The 22391-nt window shown below is 63.4% G+C and carries 21 protein-coding genes; 7 read left to right on the forward strand and 14 right to left on the reverse strand.

All coding sequences use genetic code 11. From position 1 onward, the window contains the following. Positions 1-218: 218 nt before the first annotated feature. The 4 genes from FJW06_RS08745 to FJW06_RS08760 all read right to left on the reverse strand — a co-directional run bounded on the left by FJW06_RS08745 (position 219) and on the right by FJW06_RS08760 (position 5288). Complete coding sequence (locus tag FJW06_RS08745; RefSeq protein ID WP_140750598.1) at positions 219-2024, reverse strand: ABC transporter ATP-binding protein; 1806 nt, start codon at positions 2022-2024, stop codon at positions 219-221. Between the two features lie 373 nt (positions 2025-2397). Continuing rightward, positions 2398-2805 carry a GNAT family N-acetyltransferase gene (locus tag FJW06_RS08750; protein WP_140750599.1) on the reverse strand — a complete coding sequence of 136 codons (408 nt, stop codon included), beginning with the start codon at positions 2803-2805 and terminating at the stop codon, positions 2398-2400. Between the two features lie 7 nt (positions 2806-2812). Further along, positions 2813-4492: an NAD+ synthase gene (locus FJW06_RS08755; RefSeq protein WP_140750600.1), complete on the reverse strand. Its 1680-nt coding sequence runs from the start codon at positions 4490-4492 to the stop codon at positions 2813-2815. Positions 4493-4574: 82 nt separating this feature from the next. After that, the gene (locus FJW06_RS08760; protein WP_140750601.1) at positions 4575-5288 is read right to left on the reverse strand and encodes a DNA-3-methyladenine glycosylase I; all 714 of its coding nucleotides are present in this window, start codon (positions 5286-5288) and stop codon (positions 4575-4577) included. A 90-nt stretch (positions 5289-5378) separates the two neighbouring features. Between FJW06_RS08760 and FJW06_RS08765 the strand changes: the two genes are divergently transcribed. Together FJW06_RS08765 and FJW06_RS08770 are read left to right on the forward strand one after the other, a co-directional pair. Next, on the forward strand, positions 5379-5942 hold the full coding sequence (locus FJW06_RS08765) for a DUF1003 domain-containing protein (protein WP_140750602.1): 564 nt from the start codon (positions 5379-5381) through the stop codon (positions 5940-5942). Then, entirely contained in the window at positions 5939-6538 is a 600-nt protein-coding gene (locus FJW06_RS08770; protein WP_140750604.1) for a DedA family protein, read from the forward strand. The genes FJW06_RS08765 and FJW06_RS08770 overlap by 4 nt, the downstream gene beginning before the upstream one ends. 13 nt (positions 6539-6551) lie before the next feature. Here FJW06_RS08770 and FJW06_RS08775 read toward each other — a convergent pair whose 3' ends face one another. Both FJW06_RS08775 and FJW06_RS08780 read right to left on the reverse strand, forming a co-directional pair. Beyond that, complete coding sequence (locus FJW06_RS08775; protein ID WP_140750606.1) at positions 6552-6911, reverse strand: diacylglycerol kinase; 360 nt, start codon at positions 6909-6911, stop codon at positions 6552-6554. A gap of 77 nt (positions 6912-6988) precedes the next feature. After that, positions 6989-7408, reverse strand: coding sequence for a GFA family protein (locus FJW06_RS08780; protein ID WP_140750608.1), 420 nt, complete (start codon positions 7406-7408; stop codon positions 6989-6991). Between the two features lie 312 nt (positions 7409-7720). Between FJW06_RS08780 and FJW06_RS08785 the strand changes: the two genes are divergently transcribed. From FJW06_RS08785 to FJW06_RS08795, 3 genes are all read left to right on the forward strand, one after another. Further along, complete coding sequence (locus tag FJW06_RS08785; protein WP_140750610.1) at positions 7721-8791, forward strand: diguanylate cyclase; 1071 nt, start codon at positions 7721-7723, stop codon at positions 8789-8791. Between the two features lie 82 nt (positions 8792-8873). Further along, positions 8874-9251, forward strand: a complete 378-nt coding sequence (locus FJW06_RS08790) for an antitoxin Xre/MbcA/ParS toxin-binding domain-containing protein (protein WP_140750612.1) — start codon at positions 8874-8876, stop codon at positions 9249-9251. Further along, positions 9211-9978, forward strand: coding sequence for an RES family NAD+ phosphorylase (locus FJW06_RS08795; RefSeq protein ID WP_140750614.1), 768 nt, complete (start codon positions 9211-9213; stop codon positions 9976-9978). The genes FJW06_RS08790 and FJW06_RS08795 overlap by 41 nt, the downstream gene beginning before the upstream one ends. Positions 9979-10021: 43 nt before the next feature. On the opposite strand, the gene FJW06_RS08800 is transcribed toward FJW06_RS08795, so the two are convergent. Further along, the gene (locus FJW06_RS08800) at positions 10022-10726 is read right to left on the reverse strand and encodes a hypothetical protein (RefSeq protein WP_140750616.1); all 705 of its coding nucleotides are present in this window, start codon (positions 10724-10726) and stop codon (positions 10022-10024) included. Between the two features lie 48 nt (positions 10727-10774). Beyond that, positions 10775-11338, reverse strand: a complete 564-nt coding sequence (locus FJW06_RS08805) for a DUF4337 domain-containing protein (RefSeq protein ID WP_140750618.1) — start codon at positions 11336-11338, stop codon at positions 10775-10777. Between the two features lie 206 nt (positions 11339-11544). On the opposite strand from FJW06_RS08805, the gene FJW06_RS08810 reads away from it, so the two are divergent. Then, entirely contained in the window at positions 11545-13113 is a 1569-nt protein-coding gene (locus tag FJW06_RS08810; RefSeq protein WP_140750620.1) for a glycosyltransferase family 39 protein, read from the forward strand. A 90-nt stretch (positions 13114-13203) separates the two neighbouring features. On the opposite strand, the gene FJW06_RS08815 is transcribed toward FJW06_RS08810, so the two are convergent. The 3 genes from FJW06_RS08815 to FJW06_RS08825 form a co-directional block, all read right to left on the reverse strand. Continuing rightward, the gene (locus tag FJW06_RS08815; protein WP_140750622.1) at positions 13204-14577 is read right to left on the reverse strand and encodes a 3-deoxy-7-phosphoheptulonate synthase class II; all 1374 of its coding nucleotides are present in this window, start codon (positions 14575-14577) and stop codon (positions 13204-13206) included. Positions 14578-14787: 210 nt separating this feature from the next. Further along, positions 14788-18285: a transcription-repair coupling factor gene (gene mfd / locus FJW06_RS08820; protein ID WP_140750624.1), complete on the reverse strand. Its 3498-nt coding sequence runs from the start codon at positions 18283-18285 to the stop codon at positions 14788-14790. A 7-nt stretch (positions 18286-18292) separates the two neighbouring features. Then, positions 18293-18580, reverse strand: coding sequence for a succinate dehydrogenase assembly factor 2 (locus FJW06_RS08825; RefSeq protein ID WP_140750626.1), 288 nt, complete (start codon positions 18578-18580; stop codon positions 18293-18295). Between the two features lie 93 nt (positions 18581-18673). Between FJW06_RS08825 and recG the strand changes: the two genes are divergently transcribed. Next, positions 18674-20782 (forward strand): ATP-dependent DNA helicase RecG, encoded by a 2109-nt coding sequence (gene recG / locus FJW06_RS08830; protein ID WP_140750668.1) that lies wholly within the window; start codon positions 18674-18676, stop codon positions 20780-20782. Here recG and FJW06_RS08835 read toward each other — a convergent pair. The 3 genes from FJW06_RS08835 to FJW06_RS08845 form a co-directional block, all read right to left on the reverse strand. Beyond that, positions 20734-21486, reverse strand: coding sequence for a DUF502 domain-containing protein (locus tag FJW06_RS08835; RefSeq protein WP_140750628.1), 753 nt, complete (start codon positions 21484-21486; stop codon positions 20734-20736). The two genes, recG and FJW06_RS08835, sit on opposite strands and share 49 nt — an antisense overlap. Before the next feature lie 84 nt (positions 21487-21570). Then, the gene (locus FJW06_RS08840; protein WP_140750630.1) at positions 21571-21870 is read right to left on the reverse strand and encodes a HigA family addiction module antitoxin; all 300 of its coding nucleotides are present in this window, start codon (positions 21868-21870) and stop codon (positions 21571-21573) included. 37 nt (positions 21871-21907) lie between these two features. Next, a complete protein-coding gene (locus FJW06_RS08845; RefSeq protein ID WP_082037064.1) occupies positions 21908-22189 on the reverse strand; it encodes a type II toxin-antitoxin system RelE/ParE family toxin in 282 nt (93 codons plus the stop codon). Between the last annotated feature and the right edge of the window lie 202 nt (positions 22190-22391).

Raw genomic sequence — 22391 nt, forward strand, 5'->3', positions numbered from 1 at the left:
AATTTGAACGACCTGTTGAACCGTTCTAACCGCATCCCGGGAGAGCGGTTGCAAATGCAGGCTTTGCAGGCGGATTGCCTGGACGATCCCATGCCGGTTGGCAACGGGGTCGGACATAACGTCCCGCGTCCATGAAACGGTGAAGCGCCCTAGCGAGCTCAATCACAAGCCGCGTTGCGGATGACTGCGCCCGGCCGAGGCCGGGCGCGGTCATCTCCTCAGGCGACGAGGCCCTTGGTCAATTCGAGCGCCTGACGCTCGAACAGCCGCCGGTAGATGCCGCCGTTCAGCCGGATCAGCTCGTCATGCGAACCTTCCTCGGCAATACGCCCGCGATCGAAGACCAGCAGCCGGTCGAGCGCCCGCACCGTCGAGAGCCGGTGCGCGATCACCAGCGTCGTGCGCCCGACCATCAATCGCTCCATCGCCTTCTGGATCAGCACTTCCGATTCCGAATCGAGGCTCGATGTCGCCTCGTCCAGGATCAGGATGCGCGCGTCGGCCAGGAAGGCGCGGGCGATCGCCACGCGCTGGCGCTCGCCGCCGGACAGCTTCACGCCACGCTCGCCAACCAGGGTTCCATAGCCCTTGGGCAGGCTGGTGATGAAATCATGCGCGCTGGCGAGTTTGGCCGCATGCTCGATCTCCGCCTGGCTGGCGCCGGGCCTTGCATAGGCGATATTTTCGGCAAGCGACCGGTGGAACAGGATCGGCTCCTGCTGGACGATGGCGATCTGGCCGCGCAGCGAAGCCTGCTCGACCTGCGAGATGTCCTGCCCGTCGATCAGGATCCGCCCGGCATTCACGTCATAGAGCCGCTGGATCAGCTTGACGAAGGTCGTCTTGCCCGAACCCGAATGCCCGACCAGTCCGATGCGTTCGCCCGCCGCGATATCGACCGAGAAATCGCGGTAGAGCGGCAGAAGGTGGTTGCCATAGTGGAACGTCACCTGGTCGAAGGCGATGCGCCCATCGGTGATCCGGATCGGCCGCGAGCCGGGCCGATCCTCGATGCCGAGCGGCTCGGACTGGAAGTCGACCAGTTCCTCCATGTCGTTGATCGAGCGCTGCAGGTTGCGGATATGCGTGCCGATGTCGCGCAGATAGCCCTGCAGCACGAAGAATGAGGTGAGCACGAAGGCGACATCGCCGGCGCTCGCCTGGCCCCAGGCCCAGAGCATGAGAGCAAGACCGATAACCGCCGCCCGCATCAGGAGCAGCAGCGCCCCTTGCGTGGTGCCGTTGGCGGTGCCGCGCATCCAGGTGCGGCCCGTGCGCAGGCGCCATTTGGCGACCACGCGCGCCAGCCGCGCTTCCTCGCGCGCCTCCGCGCCGAACCCCTTGACCACGGCATTGCAGCTCACTGCGTCCGCCAGTGCGCCGCCGAGGCGCGTGTCCCAGCTGTTGGCGAGCCGCGCGGCGGGCGCGACATAGCCGAGCGACAGCATCGCCGTGACGGCGATGAACAGCACCGATCCGGCCGCCACCACGGCTCCCATTAGCGGCCAGAACCAGCCGAGCAGCAGCGTCGACCCGACAAGCATGACAACCGACGGCAGAAGCGCGATCAGGATCGTGTCGTTGAGCAGGTCCAGCGCCCACATGCCGCGCGTGATCTTGCGCACCGTCGATCCGGCAAAGCTGTTGGCGTGCCAGTCCGTCGAGAAGCGCTGCACGCGATGGAAGGCATCGGCGGCAATGTCCGACATCATCTTCAGCGTTAGTTCGACGATCCACAGGAAGGCGGCGTTGCGCAGCACGACGCCTGCCAGCGCCAGTGCCATCAGGATCGAGAGCGCCACCATCGCGGCATTCCAGGCGACCGCGTCGGTTCCGGCGCCGCTGGCGACAGCATCGACCAGTCGGCCGGAATAGAAGGGTGTCAGCACGTCTGCCAGCGTCGAGAGCAGGAATGCGCCCATGATGAGCGAAAGCCGCCACGGCTGGCGCCTCCAGTGGCTGAACGTAAAACCAAGCACGCTGCGAAAGGCGCTCGCGCGCAGGTCGATCTTGAAACGAGCCATGATGTCATCCGGGCGCAAACGAGCCCGGCCCCGGTAAATCGAATTGGAAAACCCGCATCCGCGCCCTGCGGCGCCTCAAAAGAGCGGGAGGTTCAGTATGGGTAGGCCGCCTGCCCTCAGGCGGCGACCGGCAACGGCAAATGCCCGTCCTGCCCCTGGCTCTCCGAAAAAGCTTCGGAAAACCCGAGCAGACCTAGGCTTCGCGGCCTCGCATAACGATGTCAAATCCTGCCATACGGTCCTCCCGGAAGGGAATCGCGGAGAGGCTTTTATAGGGAGGCATCAGCCAACCGCCAAGCCGGACGGTCGCCAAAACGGCATCTGGTCCAAGCACTGCGACGAATTTGCAACAACGGCGGGTTGTGGCCAGGCCTCAGGCAGCGGGTGAGCGATCCAGTCGCATGTAGCGCCCTTCCGCCCGGAATCCGAACTTCTGGTAGAGGCTGTGAGCGTCGCTGGTCGTGAGGCTCCAATGAGAAACCGTCTTCATATCGGGATGATCTAGGAGTGCCTGCACAAGCCGTTTGCCGATGCCATGCCCACGACGCTCCGGCCAGACGATGACGTCGGCAAGATAGGCAAAGACCGTGTAGTCGGTGATCGCGCGGGCGAATCCGACCTGCTTGCCATCGAGATAGGCGCCGACGCAGAGCGAGTTGTCGAAGGCGCGGCGGTTGGCTTCGTCGGTTCTGGATGCACCCCAATAGCTTTGCATGAGCAGATCGGAGGTCGACCGGAAATCTATCCGCGACAGGTCGAAACTGATTTCAACATCTTGCATGCGGAGGCTAGCCGCGGTCCCGGAACCGGTTGGTGATCGGGTAGCGGCGGTCGCGGCCGAAATTCTTCTTGGTAATCTTCACGCCGGGCGCCGCCTGCCGGCGCTTGTATTCGGCGATATAGAGCAGATGCTCGACACGCGTCACCGTCGCCCGGTCGTGGCCGCGCGCGACGATGTCGTCGACGCTCATCTCGTTCTCCACGAGGCATTCCAAAATATCGTCCAGCACCGGATAGGGCGGCAGCGAATCCTGGTCGGTCTGGTTTTCGCGCAGCTCCGCCGACGGGGCCTTGTCGATGATGTTCTTCGGGATGACCTCGCCCGACGGCCCAAGCGCGCCCGGCGGCACATGCGAATTGCGCCAGCGCGACAGCGCATAGACCTGCATCTTGTAGAGATCCTTGATCGGATTGAAGCCGCCATTCATGTCGCCGTAAAGCGTGGCATAGCCGACCGACATCTCGCTCTTGTTGCCCGTGGTGACCACCATCGAGCCGAACTTGTTGGAGATCGCCATCAGGATCGTGCCGCGCGCTCGGCTCTGCAGGTTCTCCTCGGTGATGCCTTCCTGGGTGCCTTCGAAGAGCTGCGTCAGCGCATGCCTGAAGCCTTCGACCGGCTCGGAGATCGGCACGATGTCGTAGCGGCAGCCAAGCGCGCGCGCGCAGTCCTCGGCGTCCTTCAGCGAATCCTTCGACGTGTAGCGGTAGGGCATCATGACGGTCCGCAGCCGCTCTTCGCCCAGCGCATCGACGGCCAAAGCCGCGCAGATCGCGGAGTCGATGCCGCCGGAGAGGCCGAGCACGACATTCTTGAAGCCGTTCTTGTTGACGTAGTCCCGCAGGCCGAGCATGCAGGCTCGATAGTCCGCCTCTTCCCGCTCGGGAATCTTCGACATCGGGCCTTCCGAGCAGACCCAGCCGTCTCCCTTTCTTTTCCAGGTGGTGACGGCGACCGCCTCCTCGAACTGGCTCATCTGGAACGCAAGCGTCTTGTCGGCGCCGATGGCGAACGACGCGCCGTCGAAGATCAACTCGTCCTGGCCGCCGAGCTGGTTGGCATAGATCATCGGCAGGCCTGTTTCGATGACCTGCCGGATGACGATCTGGTGGCGAACGTCGATCTTGGCACGGTAATAGGGCGAGCCGTTCGGCACCAAAAGGATCTCGGCGCCGCTTTCGGCCAGTGTCTCGCAGACGGCAATATCGCCCCAGATATCCTCGCAGATCGGAATGCCGATGCGCACGCCACGGAAATTCACCGGACCCTGCAGTTCCGGCCCGGCCTGGAAGACGCGCTTCTCGTCGAACTCGCCATAGTTGGGCAAATCGAGCTTATAGCGTTCGGCGATGATCTTGCCGCCGTCGGCGAAGACGATGGAGTTGTGCGTGCCGCTTTTGCGCTTCAGCGGCGTGCCGATGATGACGCCGGGCCCGCCATCGGCCGTATCCTTGGCGAAATCCTGCGCGGCCTTCTCGCATGCCTTCCGGAAGGAAGGTTTCAGCACCAGGTCTTCCGGCGGATAGCCGGCGAGGAAGAGCTCGGTATACAGTACCAGATCGGCGCCCTGGCGCGCCGCGTCCGCCCTCGCCTCGCGCGCTTTTGCCAGATTGCCGGCGACGTCGCCGACGGTCGGGTTGAGTTGGGCAACGGCGATGCGCAGGATATCGGGAGCGGTCTTGGTCATGGAACGGATTTAGCGTGGCTGAAATCGCCCCGCAATGGCGATTGCTTGTGCCAATTCAAGGTGTGCACGAATGCGCTCGGGCCTAGTCGCCCATATACTCGCGCAGCGCCTCTGCCGAGCGGTTCTCGCCGATCGACATCGCAAGGATGCGGGAGATGTGGCGGCGCGGCAGGCCGGTCTCGGCCGACCACTGGTTGATCTGCGCCTGGATCTTGTCGAGGTCTCGCTTCGAGGTCGGGTTCTCGGCGATGTCGAGACCGGCGTCGCGCAGCGCCGCCGCCATGTCCGACGAGACGACGAACGTGTCCCATTCCAGCCAGCGCAGGAAATACTGGCCGGTATTGCCGCCCAGCCGGCTGCCGTGCTTGGCGAGATAGGCGGTCAGGCCGACCTGATCGTCCGCCGGCCAGGCGGCGATGAATTTGCCGAAGCTGCCATGCTCCTTCGAGACGCGATCGACGAAGGCGGCGTTGTCGCGCACCGACTTGATCTTCTGCGGGTTGCGCACGATGCGGCTGTCGGATGCCAGCTCGTGCCAGAAATCGTCGGGCTGGAACAGAAGCCGCTTCGGCTCGAAGCCGAGGAATGCCTCCTCGAAACCCCGCCATTTCTGCTCAATGACGTGCCACACGAAACCTGCGGCGAAGATGCGCTCGGCCATGGTCGAGAGAATGCGATCATCGGGGACTTTCGCCACCGCCGCATTGTTGGGCTTGGGGCCAAGCAGCGGAGCGAGCACCGCCTCCCCGCCCTTTCGCTTTGCCGCCCGTGCATGGATTTTCTGGAAATCGAGCATCTTTGTCCTCGCCTGTTGGCCGCAATCTAGCACTTCACGTCCGGCCCGGCAGCCTCTACGTCTATCGATGCCGGGCGAAGGAGAGGACCAATGAACAAGATCGTCGAGGACATGGCGAACCGTTTGCTCAAGCGAAAGCCGGATGGCTTCGGTCCGCTCGAGAGCCGCGTGCTGCAATCGACGCTCGAGCGCACCACCATCACGCGCGACACCAACAAGGCAGTGGCCTTTCACGAGACCTATGGCGACAGGATCGCCGATACCATCGCCAGGATCGGCGGCTCATGGTCCTTCATCCTCGGCTTCCTGGCCTTTCTTGCCGTTTGGACTGTCGGCAATGCCTGGCTGCTCACGCGCGACTCCTTCGACCCCTACCCCTTCATCTTCCTCAACCTCGTGCTGTCGATGCTGGCGGCGATCCAGGCGCCGGTGATCATGATGTCGCAGAACCGCCAGACTGAGCGCGACCGCATCAACGCGGCGCATGACTACGAGGTCAATCTGAAGGCCGAGATCGAGATCATGGCGCTGCATGAGAAGCTCGACGAGCTGCGCCACAGCGAGATCATCGGCATGCGCAACGAGATCCTGCGCATGGCCGAGCAGATCAGGCGCATCGACGAAAAATTGTCGGCGCGGCCCGCAACGGAATGAGCGGGACCATCCACCATCTCATCGAGCAGTACGGGCTGATCGCGGTCTTCCTGGGCTGCGTCGCCGAAGGCGAAAGCGCCGCGATCCTCGGCGGCTTCTTCGCCCATCAGCACGTTTTCGTGCTGTGGCAGACTTTCCTCGCCGCCTTTGTCGGCGCCTTCGCCGGCGACACCTTCTTCTTCACGATGGGGCGCAGCTTCGCCGAACATCGCTATGTGAGAAGGTTGCGCAGGCGTCCGGGCTTCAGCCGCGCCTACCGCCTGCTGAACACCCATCCCAACATCTTCGTGCTGACCAACCGCTACATCTATGGCATGCGCCTAGTCGGCGGCATCGCCGCTGGCCTGTCGACCGTGTCCGTGCCGCGTTTCGTCATCCTGAATGCCATCTCGTCCGCGGTCTGGGCGGCCCTGTTCAGCGGCATCGGCTATGTCTTCGGCCTTGGCGCGGAGCAAATGGTGGGCCAGGCGTTTGCACGCCATGAGCGCCTGCTCATCGCCCTTGGCGTCGGCATCGTTATCGCCGTCGCCGCATGGTTGGTAGGCCGTCACTTCGCAAAGCGTGAACGCGCCCGGGAAGACCAGGCGGGATCGTGATCAATCGCGAGGATCAGATCGGCGCGCCGGTAAGGCGCTCGATCAAGGCGATGCCCCAGACGCCGCCGGCGATCACGATCGAAATCAGCACGGCCAGCGAACCGCAATCCTTGGCGAGCTGGATGTCGATGTGGAATTCGCGCGAGATCGCGTCGCAAGCCGCCTCGATACCGGTGTTGAGCACTTCGACCATGATCAGGAGCAGCACGGCGCAGATCAGCAGGGCGTAGCCGCGCCAGGAGACCGAGATGAACCAGCCGGCCGGCAGGGCGAGCGCAAGCAGCATCAGCTCCTGCTGGAATGCCTTTTCGTGCGCGGCAAGCTTGCGGAAGGCCCGTACCGAATTGATGAAAGCGTCGATCAGCCGCTGCATGCCTAGCCCCGTTTCGAGTAACCGTCAGGGGATATCGCAACGGCCGGATCAAGGGAATAAGGCAGCCGCGCCAAAAATCATCCGTCCGCCACCTTTATCGATGGCGTCGACTTCTCGAACTGCGGCAACCCGTCATCGATCGAATAATAGTCGCCCTTGTCGCCAACGAAGATGTGGCTTTCCGCGGAGAGACCGCTCGGCCGCTCGAAAGATCCGGCCATGATAGAGATCGTGTCCAGGTCATTGTGCTTCCAAAACAGCAGCGAACCGCAGGTGCGGCAGAAGCCGCGTTTCGCCACGTCGGACGCGCCGTACCAGTTGAGCGAGTCGGCGCCCTCTATGACGATATCGGCATCCCTGGAGGCGGTTGCCGCGACGAAATGGCCGGTTTGCCGACGACATTGCGAGCAGTGACAGTAGATGACCCCGCGCAACGGACCTCTCGTCCTGAAACGCACCGCTCCGCATAGGCACGATCCGCTGTGATTACCGTCCATTCGGGCCTCCTTCGACCATCTGCCGATCCAGTTGCCGGACAGAATTTCAGGTTTGAAATGGCTGGGCATAGGCAAATGCGACACCGAAGCGGCGCGTTTCAAAAGCTGCGCCTGCACGGCTTTGCATCCTGCGGTAGCAGAGACATCGAGGAAAAGCAGGCCATTAAGGAAACTTTAGCGCAACTGCATCTATGATTCCCACAAGCGGAGGTCGTGAGGGGACGCGCATTCGCAATTCCGATTCAAATCCCCGCTTGCGAGACACCCGCGGTGGCAGGTCTCCGGTCGCACTGAAGGGGCAGCGAAGACGATATGCAACCGGCAGCCATTCCGACTGACAGGAATACCGACATCGCCAGCACCGTCGTGGCGACAATGCGTCAGCTCGGCGTGCTCGGCCTGCCGCGCAATTACGAAATCTTCTATGAGGCGCTGAGCGGCAGCAACCATGAGCTCAGTCTTGCCGTCGTCTCGTTGAGCAACCGCCCGACCCAGGAGGACCTCGACGGCATCGGGCGCACCTTCTTCCCCCAGCATCACGGTCCGGCCATCGTCGAGCACGCCCGCGAAATGGTCGCCAGCGAGCTTGAGGAAATCGCCGCGCTGTTGCGCAGCGAGCGCTCGCATGTCGAAAAATATGGCCGTATTCTCGATGAGACCTCGATTGGCCTGAGCAACCGCAGCCTGCTCTCGCAGGAAATCCTCCAGAAGATCGCGGGCGCGATGTCTGCAGCCACCAGCTCGACGATCGACCATGGCCGCCAGGTCGCCAGCACGCTAAGCGAAAAGACGGCCGAGCTTGAAAGCGTCAAGTCGAAGCTCGAGGAATACAAGCGGCTTGCCGACACCGACCCGCTCACGCAGCTGTGGAACCGACGCGCCTTCGACAAGGAGATCACCCGGATCTACAACAGCAATCGCGGCATCCTGTTCAACGCCTTGGTCCTTGCCGATATCGATCATTTCAAGGACATAAACGATCGCTACGGCCATCCGGTCGGCGACAGGATCCTGCAGATCATCGCCGAGATCTTACAGTCCAGCGTCCGTTCCGATATGTTTGTCGCACGCACCGGTGGCGAGGAATTCGCGCTTATCGTCGAGGGCGCCAGCGAGGAAGCCACATACGAGATCGCCGAGCGTATCCGTGTGTTGATCGAGCATACGCCGTTCACCAGCAGCCAGACCGGCATGAACTACGGCACCGTCACCATATCGCTGGGCATCTGCATGGCCTCGGAGGCGGAAAATCCCGAAGATCTCTACACCAAGGCGGACCGCGCGCTTTATCGCTCCAAGGTCGGCGGCCGCAACCGTGTGACAAGGCACTGGGCCACGGCCGGCCGGGCCGGCAAAGGCTGGCTGCTTTACAAGAAAGACTGACAATTCGTCGAAATCCGGCGACTACCCTTTCCAGGTGAATTTTTGTGGACTATATTTTCCACAGAAATGAAAGGGTGCGCTCATGCAACGTCCAGTCGCGGCCGCGGCGGCGGCCGAAAACGCGGTCATCACCAAGGCCACGCTACGCGCGGCCGACATGCTCGACATCACCGCCAGGACGCTCGCTTTGGTCATCGGTGTGTCGGAAGCAACGATCTCGCGCATGCGCCGGCAGGAATTCCTGCTTGAACGCGGCACCAAGGCGTTCGAGTTGGCGGTGCTGTTCGTCCGCCTGTTCCGCTCGCTCGACGCCATCGTCGGCGGCGACGAGACTGTTGCCCGGGCCTGGCTGAAGAACCCCAACACCACGCTCGACGGCACGCCCCTCGAAAAGATCCTGACGATTGCCGGACTTGTCGATGTCATTGCTTACCTGGACTCCCGGCGCGCTCTCGTCTGAGGCCGTCAGGCTCGAGGGCAAGTACTGGCGCATGGTCGAGGCGCAGCACCGCGTGTCGACCCTCAAGCTCGTCGACACGCTCGACGAGCAGTCGCTGCTGGAGGACCTCATTGAGGACACCAAGCCGCATATCCCGCTGGAATGCCGCCACCTCCACTACCTTTTGGCGACGCCTTTTCGCTATGGCTCGGTCTATCCATACGGCTCGCGCTTCCGCCGCACCGGCAAGACCAAAGGGGTTTACTATGCCGCCGAGACGGTGCTGACGGCGGTGGCGGAAATGGCCTTCTACCGCTTGCTGTTCTTCGCGGAGTCGCCGGCGACGCCATGGCCGAACGACGCCGCGGAATACACGGCCTTCGCCGCCGCGATAAAATGCGACCGCGCGATCGACCTGACACGGCCGCCGCTCGATCGCGACGAGAAAGCCTGGACCCAGCCCACCGATTACACCGCCTGCCAGGCGATCGCCGATGTCGCGCGCGAAGCCGAGATGCAGGCGATCCGCTATCGCTCGGTGCGCGATTCGAAGGGCGCCAACATCGCGCTGCTGACCTGCAACGGCTTTGCCAAGGCAAGGCCGCTGGAGCCGCAGACCTGGCGCATCCGGATCGGCTCCTTCGGCCTGCAGGCGATCAGCGAATTCCCGGAGAAGAGGCTGGAATTCTCACGCGCCGCCTTTTCCGATCCACGACTGGCCGGCATGCGCTGGCAGCGCGGCCACTGAACTCGGAAAACTCTATCGAGATCCAGCGCGAGCCGGCAGACGGCTACGCCAAAATGTTGACCGCCCGCGCCGCCACCAGCGCGATCGTCAGCAGCGAGATCATCGCTTCGGCCATCATCAGGAGCTTTGCGCGCTGCGTAAGCGGCAAGGTGTCGGTTGGCGAGAACGCGGTGGCATTGGTGAAGGCCAGGAAGACGTAGTCGACGAAGCCTGGCAGCCAGCCCTGGATCTCACGGTCGGGCAACGTCATTTGCGGAAACAGAAAGTCAGCATGCGCGCGCTTGACCAGGCCGCAGGTCGGCGGACCGCCGCGGTCGGTGCTCCAGAACCACAGCGCAAAGACGATCACATTGGTGACCCAGATGTTGAGTGCGTCGACGAGCAGCGTCGTGCCGGCGCCGGCATGCCCTTCCAGCAGCGCCCGCACCAGGAGGACCAGCGATCCGCAATTCATGATGCTGATCACGCCGGTCATCACCAATGCCGTGCGGCGGATATAGAGTCGCAATCGGCCGATCGCGTACCAATGCTCGTGATCGACCGCGTTGCGCGTCTGCATCTGCGTCCAGGCGGTCGCGATCGACAGGGGCACCAGCAGCGCCGCCTCGACGGTCGGGGCCAGCCAGCGCGGACCGAAGGACAGGTTGTTGATGACCAGAAGCTGCAGGCAGATGATGACGAGAACCGCCGCGCGCGCCGACCAGAAGTCGAGCCCACGGTGATGGATGATGGCATGTTCGTGACGCATGGTGGACCTGCATTGCGGGATGGTGCGGACGAGTGTGACCTTGGCCGGTCAGACATAAGCGTAACCTGCCGCGATCATGCCCAAGGCGCCCAGGACCAACGAAGCCATCCACGGCCAGCGTTTGCCGCGGGTGATGATCGACAGCGTCGCAACAGCGATGGAGATGTGCAGCAGCGTGACGCCGAGTGTCAGCACGTGATGCCGGTGCTCGCGAATTTCGCTGTCGCGCAGCTTTTCATCGACCTGCTTTTCGAATTCGGTCGCCTTGGCCTGTATTTCCTCGCCATCGGCTTCATTGCGTTTGGCGTTGGCCTGAAATTGGTCGACGGCAGGCCCGCCCATGGCAGCCGCGATCTCATAGCTGTTCTTCTTTATGCTCTTGGCCTGGAAGAAGCCCCACTGGTCGCTCGCCTTATTCTGCAGATAGGAGGCCTCGCTTTTGTCATTGATCGCCTCGGCGGTCTCGAGCGACTCGAAGCTGCCCACCGTGGCAGCCAGGACCGCCAACACGGCTATTGTCACCGAGACAATAGTCAGAAAGGGATTCCCCTCATGAGCGGCATGTTCGGCATGCTCTGCATGTTCCAGATGCTCTTGTGTTTCGTCTTCCATTGCCGCCCCGAATGAGATCTTGCCGGACTACTTAATTTCAGCATCGACACCTTCGCCGCAATCTTGGTTTTGCAATGGTCGCGAAAGCATACATTTTCGTAAGGTTTGCCGTCGGGACTATTGGAAAATCCATCAGATGTGATTTAAGCGCACGCAATTCAGCCGGTGCGGTAGCCAAGTCACGTATGTCAGGGACGAGCGATTCCATGAATCTTTGGCCGGTGGGCGACCTGACGTCCACCGCAGGTGTCTCCCCTGCACCGCGTTGGGACGACCTTCTGCGCCAGCCCGCGTATTTCCTCGCGCTTCTGTGCCTGGCTCAGCTTCTGTGCTGGACCGTCATGCCGGCGATCGTCAATGTCGGGCCGCCCCGCGACGTCGTCGAAGGGTTCATGTGGGGCCGCGAATGGGTGCTGTTGACCTACAAGCACCCGCAGCTCCCGTGCTGGCTGCTCGAGATCAGCCATCTCCTGACCGGCTCATTCCGCTGGCCGCAATACATGCTGTCGCAATTGATGGTCTCGACGACTTTCGTCCTGGTCTATCTGCTTGCCCGCGACATCATGGGCTCGACCCGCGCCCTCGCCGCCGTGCTGTTGATGCCCTCGATCTACTTCTTCGGCTGGCCGACCCCGCAATTCAATCATGACTACGCGCAGATGCCTTTCTGGGCGGGCATATCATGGCTGCTGTGGCGTTCGGTGCGCGACGGACGGCCGGGCTGGTGGCTTGCCCTCGGCCTCGTTTCCGGCCTGGGGCTTTATGCCAAACTCTCGACGGCTTTGCTGCTCACCTTCGGCGGCATCTGGATCCTGTACGACGCTCGTGCCCGAAGCCGGCTTGCCACCCCATGGCCATGGCTCGGCCTCGCGGTTTTTCTTGGCGTCGCAACACCCCTGGCGATTCAGCTTGTCCGCCTCGACTTCCTGCCGCTGACCTATGCCGCGCATCGCAACGCTTGGGTGCTCGCCAACCGTGCCCGACTTTACTACATCGGCGTTCAGCTTGCCGGGCTCACCGCTCTTCCCGTCGTGCTCGCTCTGTCTGGCCTGTTGCGACGGCAGCCCAGCCCCGCACAAGACCTCTCGCCCGCACACCCCGCTCCCGAGCGGCGGGCGATTGTCTACCTTGCATGGATAGGCCTGGGGCCGGCGCTCCTGGTCATGGTCGCCTCGATCTTTACCGGCACCGGCGAGTCCTGGGGAGCGACGATGTATAATCTCGTCGGGGCCTTGGCGATCGCGCTGCTGGGCCAACGGCTGGGGCCTGTGGAATTACGCCGGTTGACGGTGCTGGCGCTGCTTTGCGTGGTCGGCGTATCGAGCGCCTATGCGGTGAGCCGCTGGACAGGCTGCAATGTCCTCGGCCGCCTGCAGCCGATGTGCTGGCCGGCGCGATCGATCTCGCAGACGGCCGAGGCGATCTGGCATGAGACGGTGCCCGGACCGCTCGGCATTGTCGGCGGCGAGGACAGCGTGGCCCAGCTTGCCGGGCTGGAAGCAACGGATCAACCCTCCATCTTCACGACTCTCGACCGGCGCCTTGCCCCCTGGATCACGGACCAGCGCCTGCGGGATCAGGGCATGCTGCTTGTATGGCCGCACGGCTGGAAGCTCACGCCGCTGCAGCAGGCCTGGATTGCCGGCTTGCCGGTCAAGACGGTGCCATTCGACTGGTCGCTCAAGGCACCGCCCCTGGAGATCAGCTTTGCCGTCATTCCGCCCGGCAGAACCAGTTTCCCGGGCGATCCGCCCGGACCGCCAGATCCGGAATGACGGCAATCGAACTGCGCTCGTCTGGCCAAATTGAAAAAGGCGCCGGCATTGGTGCCAGCGCCTCCGATGATCAAGCCTCGCAAAGCCTTCTCAGGCGTTGGCGGCCTGCTTGTGCTGGACCGGGTGGCTCTTCTTGAGCAGGTCCGACACCAGGAAGGCAAGCTCGATCGCCTGGTCGGCGTTGAGGCGCGGATCGCAATGGGTGTGGTAGCGGTCCTGCAGGTCCTCCGCCGTGATGGCACGGGCGCCGCCCGTGCATTCGGTGACGTTCTTGCCGGTCATCTCGACATGGATGCCGCCCGGATGCGTGCCCTCGGCGCGGTGCACCTCGAAGAAGGTCTGCACTTCCTTCAGGATGCGGTCGAACGGCCGCGTCTTGTAGCCGGCCGCCTCGATGGTGTTGCCGTGCATCGGGTCGGATGACCACACCACGTTGCGGCCTTCCTTCTTCACTGCCCGCACCAGCTTCGGCAGGTGCTCGGCGACCTTGTCGGAGCCGAAGCGCGCGATCAGCGTCAGCCGGCCCGGCTCGTTCTCGGGATTGAGCAGGTCGATGAGTTCCAGCAAGCCATCCGGCGTCAGCGACGGCCCGCACTTCAAGCCGAGCGGATTCTTGATGCCGCGGCAATATTCGACATGCGCATGGTCCGGCTGGCGGGTACGGTCGCCGATCCAGATCATGTGGCCCGAGGTCGCGTACCAGTCGCCGGAGGTCGAATCGACGCGCGTCAGCGCCTCCTCATAGCCGAGCAGCAGCGCCTCGTGGCTGGTGTAGAAATCCGTCTCGCGCAGCGCGAAGTTGGTTTCCGAGGTGATGCCGACCGCGCGCATGAAATCCATCGTCTCAGTGATGCGGTTGGCGAGCAACTCGTATTTCTCGCCTTGCGGGCTGTCGGCGACGAAACCCATCATCCAGCGATGCACATTCTCCAGGCTGGCATAGCCGCCCTGCGCAAAGGCGCGCAGAAGGTTGAGCGTCGCCGCGGATTGGCGGTAAGCCATCTCCTGCCGCGCCGGATCGGGAATGCGCGACTTGGCGTCGAACTCGATACCGTTGATGATGTCGCCACGATAGCTCGGCAGCGACACGCCGGCCTTGGTCTCGTTGTCGGACGAGCGCGGCTTGGCGAACTGGCCGGCGACGCGGCCGACCTTCACCACCGGCTGCGCGCCAGCGAAGGTGAGCACCACCGACATCTGCAGGAAGACACGGAAGAAGTCGCGGATGTTGTCGGCGCCGTGCTCGGCGAAGCTCTCGGCGCAGTCGCCGCCCTGGAGCAGGAAAGCTTCGCCGGCCGCGACCGCCGCCAGTTGCTTCTTCAGCTTGCGCGCCTCGCCCGCAAAGACCAGCGGCGGATAGGTCGCGAGCCGCGCCTCCGTGGTCTGCAAGGCCGCGAGGTCCGGATAGGCCGGCACCTGCTTGATCGGCTTTGCTCTCCACGAATTCGGCGACCATTTCGTCATCGCTGCACCTAAACGCCCTTTCGGAGCAACCCCGGGAAAAGTGAAATTTCCGTCGGAATTGCATCAAACAAACCTGCGAGCGCGCTTGCCCGCCATTCCAGCCTCGATACGAGGTCGCGGCTCCTTACACGAAGCCGATTACCTATTCTAGCCGGGTTTTTCAGTGGTGGCGAATGCTTCGAGCTGCTCGGCTTCCCACTATGAACGTCGTTAGGCAGCTTTGTCGACCAATCTTGCCAATTGGGTCATGACAACAGCCGAACCGGCAAGCCGCTTCTCCGCATTCGGCCAATCGCGGATGAAGACCACGCTATGGTCGGCCCTGATCTTGGCCTGCGAGCCCTGCTCGCCGATGAATTTGACCAGCCCGACCGGATTGGGGAACTCGCGCTTGCGGAAATGGATCACGACGCCCTTCGGGCCGGCATCGAGCTTCTCGACATTGGCCTTGCGGCAGAGCGCCTTGATGAAGACGATCTTCAACAGATGCGTCACCTCTTCCGGCAGCGGCCCGAAGCGGTCGATCAATTCGGCGCCGAAGCTGTCGATCTCCTCGGTGGTTTCCAGGTCGCCGAGGCGGCGGTAGAGCGCCATCCTGAGCTGTAGGTCCGGCACATAGCTTTCCGGGATCATCACGGCTGTACCGACCGCGATCTGCGGCGACCAGCCGCCGTCTTGGACTTCGCCGGTATCCTTCACCTCCGCCACCGCCTCCTCCAGCATCTGCTGGTAGAGCTCGAAACCGACCTCCTTGATATGGCCGGACTGCTCTTCGCCGAGCAGATTGCCCGCGCCGCGTATGTCGAGGTCGTGGCTGGCAAGCTGGAAGCCGGCGCCGAGCGTGTCGAGCGACTGCAGCACCTTCAGCCGGCGCTCGGCCGTGTCGGTCAGCTTGCGGTTGGCCGGCAGCGTGAACAGCGCATAAGCGCGCACCTTCGAGCGGCCGACGCGGCCGCGCAACTGGTAGAGCTGCGCCAGGCCGAACATGTCGGCGCGATGGACGATCAGCGTGTTGGCGGTCGGGATGTCGAGGCCGGATTCGACGATGGTGGTCGACAGGAGCACGTCGTACTGGCCGTCGTAGAAGGCGTTCATGATGTCGTCGAGCTCGCCCGGCGGCATCTGGCCGTGAGCGACCGCGACCTTCAGCTCCGGCACGGATTCCTTCAGGAAATCATGGATTTCAGCCAGGTCGCTGATGCGCGGCACGACATAAAAGGAATGGCCGCCGCGATAGCGCTCGCGCAGCAGCGTCTCGCGGATAACCAGCGGATCGAAGGGCGAGATGAAGGTGCGCACCGCCATGCGGTCGACCGGCGGCGTGGCGATCAGCGACAGTTCGCGTACGCCGGTCAGCGCCAGCTGCAGCGTGCGCGGGATCGGCGTCGCCGAAAGCGTGAGCACATGCACGTCATTCTTGAGCTCCTTCAGCCGCTCCTTGTGCTTGACGCCGAAATGCTGCTCCTCGTCGATGATCAAAAGCCCGAGATTCTTGAACGAGATCGAGCTGCCGAGCAGCGCATGCGTGCCGACGACGATATCGACCGTGCCATCGGCGATGCCTTTCTTGGTTTCGGCCAGTTCCTTGGAGCCGACAAGGCGCGAGGCCTGCGCGATACGGATCGGCAGGCCTGAGAAGCGCTGCGAGAAGGTCTTGAAATGCTGGCGCGAAAGAAGCGTCGTCGGCACGACGACCGCGACCTGGAAACCCTCCATCGCCGCGATGAAGGCGGCGCGCAGCGCCACTTCGGTCTTGCCGAAGCCGACATCGCCGCAGACCAGCCGGTCCATCGGCTTGCCGGCGCCGAGATCGTCCATCACGGAATCGATCGCCGTCTGCTGGTCGTCGGTTTCCTCATAGGGGAAACGTGCGGCGAACTCGCCATAGAGCCCTTCGGCCGGGATCATGGCAGGCGCGGAGCGCATCTGCCGCTCGGCGGCGATGCGGATCAATTGCCCGGCCATGTCCAGCAGACGCCGCTTGAGCCGCGCCTTGCGCGCCTGCCAAGCGCCGCCACCCAGCTTGTCGAGCGTTGCTTCGGCCGAATCCGAGCCGTAGCGCGAAAGCAGCTCGATGTTTTCCACCGGCAGGAACAGCCGGTCGTCGCCCGCATAGTGGATCTCGAGGCAATCATGCGGCGCGCCGACTGCCTCGATGGTGCGCAGGCCGATGAAGCGGCCGATACCGTGATCGGCATGGACGACGATGTCGCCGGAAGACAGCGACGAGGCCTCGGCGATGAAATCGGAAGCCTTCTTCTTGCGCTTGGAGCGCCGGATCAGCCTGTCGCCGAGGATATCCTGCTCGGCGACGACGACCAGACCGTCGGTCTCGAAGCCTGATTCGAGCGGCAGCACCGCAAGGCCTGCCTGCCCCGGCTCGAGCTTTTCGGCCTCGGCAAGCGTCGCAACGGTCTTCAGGTTGCCGAGATGATGTTCGGCGAGAATCTGGCTGAGGCGGTCGAGCGAACCCTCCGTCCAGCCGGCGACGATGACCCGGCGGCGCGCGGCGCGCTCATCGGCGATATGCTTCACCACGACATCGAAGACGTTGATGTTGGGGTCGGCGCGCTCTTCCGCAAAGCTGCGGCCCGGCCGCGAGCCGGCGTGAAAGACCTTCTTGCCTCCGACATCCGGCGCGTCGAACACGGTGAAGTCGATGTCTTCACGCGGCCCAAGCGACGCTTTGAGGTTTTCCGGCGACAGATAAAGCAGATCCGGCGCCACCGGCTTGTAAGGCACGGCGTCCTTCAGCGCGCTGTCGGCCTGCTTCCGGCGTGCCTCGTAGTGGTCGAGGATCAGCGTGTGCCGCTCGGCCAGCGCCTCATGCGCCAGATGGTCGAAGACCACAGGCGCGTCCGGCAGATAGTCGAACACCGTCTCCAGCCGCTCGTAGAAGAAGGGCAGCCAGTGCTCCATGCCGGCAAAACGGCGGCCTTCGCTGACCGCCGCGTAGAGCGCGTCGTCGCGCGAGGGCGCGCCGAAAGCCTCGATATAGGAGCGGCGGAAGCGGCTGATCGTCTCTGGCGTCAGCGCCACCTCGCTCATCGCCTGCAGCGACATCGACTTGCGCTGTCCAGTGGTGCGCTGGGTTGCTGCGTCGAAGACGCGGATCGATTCCAGCGTGTCGCCGAAGAAGTCGAGCCGGAGCGCCTCGCTCCAGCCGGGCGCGAAGAGGTCGAGGATGCCGCCGCGCACGGCGAATTCGCCGACATCGCGCACCGTCGGCACACGCTCGAAGCCTGAGATCTCCAGCCGCGCGATCAGCGCATTCATATCGATCTGGTTGCCGGGTCTGGCATGAAACGTCTGCGCTTCGATCAATTCGGCCGGCGGAATGCGCTGCAGCAGCGCATTGGCCGTCGTGAGGATCACGGCGCGATGCGGCTTCTTCGCCAGCGCGATCATGGCCGAAAGCGCGTCGAGCCGCCGCGCCGCGGCATCGGCGCCGGGCGAAACACGGTCGTAGGGCAGGCAGTCCCAGGCCGGCAGCTCCAGCACCGGCAGGCCGGGCGCGGCGAAGGCGAGCGCTTCGATGATTGCAGGGAGCCGCTGGCCGTCGCGCGCGACGAACAGCACCGGCTTGTCAGGCGCGATCTCCTGCGCCGTCTGCACCAGGGCAAACGCTTCGTAGCCGTCGGCGACGCCGTCGACGATGAACTGGCCAGCACGGCCCTTGGGCAGGCCGATGGATGGGATGAGGCTCATGCGTTTTTCAAAATGTCATGGTCCGGCGCGACGTCAGGATCCTTTGCAGCACCGCGCAATCGATATCGGGCGTAACCGGGCGCTCGCCGGTGACCATCGGGAAAAATTCGGTGTCGGGAATGTCGAGGAGTCTCTCATATTGGTCGATTTCATCGCCGGTCAAGGCGCCGATCTCGGCGTCGGCGAAGGAGCCCAGGATCAGGTCCATCTCGCGCATGCCGCGGTGCCAGGAGCGGAACAGGAGCTTGCGGCGGCGGGCGTCCAGCCCCTCGCTTGATCGCTGTGTTCCGGTCATGTCGCCGCATCCCTGTCCAAAGCGGCGCATATAGCGTGGATAGAGGGCGGTGTCAGCCTTTGCGCTGCGTCTGTCGCGACATAAGTTGACATGATGCGTCCCACCATCCTCGATCCCCTGTTCGTTCCGATCACCTCGCTTGCCGGCGTCGGCCCGAAGGTGGGCCTGCTGATCGAGCGTGTCATGCCGGCCGACCTTGGCGATCGCGCCGCGCGCGCGGCCGACCTTCTGTTCGTGCTGCCCAACACGGTGATCGACCGCCGCAATCGTCCCGGCATCGCGCTGTCGGCCGAAGGCCAAATCGTCACGCTCGAGGTCCGGGTCGACCGCCACCAGCCGCCGCCGCGCGGCAACAGGTCGGTGCCCTACCGGGTCTATGCCCATGACGACACCGGCGAGGTGGCGCTGACCTTCTTCCATGCCCATGCCGCCTACCTGCAAAAAATGCTTCCCGAGGGCGAGCGTGTGGTGATCTCCGGTCGCATGGAATGGTTCAACGGCCGCCCGACCATGGTCCATCCCGACCATATCGCGCCGATCGACGAGGCCGAGAGCCTGCCGCTGGTCGAACCGGTCTATCCGCTCACCGCCGGCCTGTCGGCCAAGGTGCTGCGTCGGGCCATCGGCCAGGCGCTCGGCCGCCTGCCTGAATTGCCCGAATGGCAGGACGGCGCATTCATGCGCCGCCACACCTTCCCATCCTTCGGCGACGCGCTCACCCGCATCCACAATCCGAAGGACCCGATCGATGTCGCGGTCGAAGGATCGGCCTGGCGCCGTCTTGCTTACGACGAATTGCTCGCCGGGCAGGTGTCGCTGGCGCTGGTGCGGGCGAGAATTCGCCGCCTGTCGGGCCGGCCGCTCACCGGCGACGGCCGCATCGTCGAGAAATTGCGCGCCGCCCTGCCCTACAAGCTCACGCCCAGCCAGGAATTCGCGCTTGGCGAGATCAACGCCGATCTCGCCGACCCCGAACGCATGCTGCGCCTGCTGCAAGGCGATGTCGGCTCCGGCAAGACGGTGGTGGCGCTGCTCGCCATGGCGCGCGCTGTCGAGGCGGGCGGTCAGGCTGCCCTGATGGCGCCGACCGAAATCCTGGCGCGCCAGCATCTGGCGACGATCGCGCCGCTGGCGGAAAAGGTCGGCCTGCGCCTTGCCATCCTGACCGGGCGTGAGAAGGGCCGCGAACGCACGGAGACGCTTGCAGGTCTTGCCTGCGGCGCGATCGACATCGTCGTCGGCACGCATGCGCTCTTCCAGGAAACGGTGACGTTTCACGACCTGGTGCTGGCCGTCGTCGACGAGCAGCACCGCTTCGGCGTCCACCAGCGCCTCGCCATCACCGCCAAGGGCGACGCGCCGGACATGCTGGTGATGACGGCGACCCCTATCCCGCGCACGCTGGTGCTGACTGCCTTTGGCGACATGGACGTCTCGAAGCTCACCGAAAAGCCGGCCGGCCGGCAGCCGATCCGCACCGTCACCTTGCCGATGGAGCGGTTGGATGAGTTGGTCGGACGCATGCTTGATGCCGTCGCCGAGGGGCAAAAAATCTACTGGATTTGCCCGCTGGTCGAGGAATCCGAGGAAATAAAGCTGATGTCGGCGGAGGATCGCTTCGCCTCGCTGAAACCGCTGTTCGGCGACCGGATCGGCCTGGTGCACGGCCGTATGAAAGGCGCTGAGAAGGACGAAGCGATGCGCGCTTTCAAGGAGGGCGAGACACGCATATTGATTGCCACCACGGTTATCGAGGTCGGCGTCGACGTTCCGGACGCCACCATCATGGTCATCGAGCATGCCGAACGCTTCGGCCTTGCCCAGTTGCACCAGCTGCGCGGCCGGGTCGGGCGCGGCGACAAGCCCTCCTCCTGCGTCCTGCTCTACAAGGAGCCGCTGGGCGAGACGGCCAAACGCCGGCTCTCGGTGATGCGCGAGACCGAGGACGGCTTCAAGATCGCCGAAGAGGACCTGAAACTGCGCGGCGAAGGTGAGTTGCTGGGCACCCGTCAGTCCGGCACACCAGGCTTCCAGGTGGCGCGCCTCGAGTTCCATGCCGATCTGCTCGAAGCCGCGCGCGACGACGCACGCCTGATCCTGTCGCGCGACCCGGAATTGCAATCCGAACGGGGCGAGGCGCTGCGGCTTTTGCTTTATCTGTTCGGCCGTGATGAGGCGGTGCGACTGCTGCGTGCCGGCTGAGCGCCGACCGGCGGGTTGGCGAGACCGCCTTCGATGGGCTCGCCATTCAGCGTCACCAGCTTGGCTTTGACCTCCGGCGCCACCATGCCTGCCGAAACGATCAGCTTGGCGCCGTCCTCGATCGACATGTCGAGCGGCACGATCTCGGATTTATGCACATACATCAGGAAGCCGGTGGTCGGGTTCGGCGTGCAGGGCATGAAGACCGCGATCAGCGGATCGCCTTCCCGGTCGAGCTTCTGGTTGATCTCGGTTTCCTTTTCGCTGGCGACGAAGACCAGCGACCAGACGCCTTTGCGCGGATATTCGACCAGCCCGACCTGGCGGAACATGTCGCCCTTGTTCGACAGCACCGTCTCGAAAATCTGCTTCAGCGAGCCATAGATGCCGCGCACCAGCGGCATGCGGCCCAGCAGCCGCTCGCCGAAATTGACGATGGCGCGGCCGACGATGTTCGCCGTCAGGAAGCCGATCAGCGTGATCAGCACCAGCGCCACGATCAGCCCGAAGCCCGGAACCGGGAACGGCAGGTAGCTGTCGGGATTGTAGCGGGCGGGGATATAAGGCTTCACCCAGGAATCGACCCAGCCGATGAGCGACCATGCGATATAGGCCGTGATCGCCAGCGGCGCGCAGACGATGAAACCGGTCAGGAAATAATTCCTCAGCCGGGTCATGCCAGAGGTCTTCAGGGCGTCGGACATGGGTTCACCGCGGCGCAGGTTGCGTCGCCAAGACTAATGAACCGCGGGCCGGTTTGGAACTGCGAAGTTTTTAAAGAATGCCAGCTACGCTGCTGCCTCCAGGGGCACGATCTTTTCGAGTTCCGCTGCGATCTTTTTTGCCTCGATCTCAAGTTCGTAGGCCTTCTGGAAGTTCATCCAGAACTCAGGCGTGGTGTTGAAAAACCTGCCGAGGCGAAGAGCTGTATCGGGAGTGAGGCCAACCTCCTCCTTGACGATACGCTCGATACGGGTACGCGGAAGATTGAGCTTCCTCGCAAGCGCACCGGCGCTCATGCCGAGCGGCACGAGATACTCTTCACGCAGGAACTCTCCGGGATGGATAGGGCGTGCGAACTTGAGCATAGCTCAGTATCCTCAAAGGGTTAGGGCGAGTGCCCGCTCAATGGTAGTCCACAATCTCCACATCTTCGGCACCGGCGGCAGTCCATCTGAAGCAGATGCGCCACTGATCGTTGATGCGTATCGAATGCTGCCCGGCACGATCCCGCTTCAAAGCTTCCAGGTGATTTCCGGGTGGCGACCGAAGGTCATTCAGTTGGACTGCATTATCAATAGCCCGGAGCCGCCTTTCGGCACGGGCGACCAGATCCGGCGGAAATCCCTTAGGTGCCCTGCCAGCCGCTACCTCCTCGACCGTCTTGCCTTTGAACGAAACGATCAACAGCTTTCCTCAAGATTGTATCATACACTGATACGCAGGCAGCCGCAAGATCATGTATCAAAGATTGATACATGATCGCCCAAGCGGGGGTGTAACGTTATTCCACCGTCACCGATTTCGCGAGATTGCGCGGCTGGTCGACGTCGGTGCCCATGAAGACGGCGGTGAAATAAGCCAGCATCTGGATCGGCAGGGCGTAGAT

The organism is Mesorhizobium sp. B4-1-3 (assembly GCF_006439355.1).
Lineage (GTDB): Bacteria > Pseudomonadota > Alphaproteobacteria > Rhizobiales > Rhizobiaceae > Mesorhizobium.